Source organism: Lachnospira hominis (ex Hitch et al. 2025), assembly GCF_040096395.1.
In the GTDB taxonomy this organism is placed as follows: Bacteria; Bacillota; Clostridia; order Lachnospirales; family Lachnospiraceae; genus Lachnospira; species Lachnospira hominis.
Genome location: NZ_JBBMES010000076.1, coordinates 1 through 584, shown reverse-complemented (window position 1 = coordinate 584; position 584 = coordinate 1). Strand labels below are relative to the sequence as shown.

General features: G+C 40.2%; 1 protein-coding gene. It reads left to right on the top strand.

Annotated features, from left to right (window positions below):
• The coding region (locus WMO38_RS15155) for an IS256 family transposase (RefSeq protein WP_349163227.1) at nt 1–584 on the top strand (584 nt) is incomplete at both ends.

Genomic DNA, 584 nt, shown 5'->3' with positions numbered 1-584 from the left:
GAACCACAGCTGATTAAAAAATATCAAAATACCGTAACTCAGGACATGGAAGAAAAAATACTTTCCATGTATGCCAAGGGAATGACAACTGGAGACATTGAATCCCACATGCGTGAATTATACGATATTGATATTTCTGACAGTACAATCAGCAGGATCACAGATAAAATCCTGCCGATTGTAAAAGAATGGCAGGAACGCCCTCTGGAAGAAGTGTATGCTGTAGTATTTATGGATGCAATCCATTATCATGTCCGCAGCGAAGGACGTATTGTAAAACGTGCGGTTTACATTGCTCTTGGTATCGACATGAATGGAAAAAAGGACGTCCTTGGAATGTATGTTGGGGAAAACGAAAGTGCGAAGTTCTGGCTTTCTATCATGAATGGATTAAAAAACAGAGGTGTTGAGGATATCCTGATTGCATGCGTTGATGGTTTAAATGGATTTCCACAGGCAATCGAGGCGGTTTATCCCAAAACAGAGATTCAGCAGTGTATCATTCACCAGATCCGCAATTCAACGAAGTTTGTCTCCTACAAAGATATCAAAAAACTGATGGCTGATCTGAAGCTTGTATATGC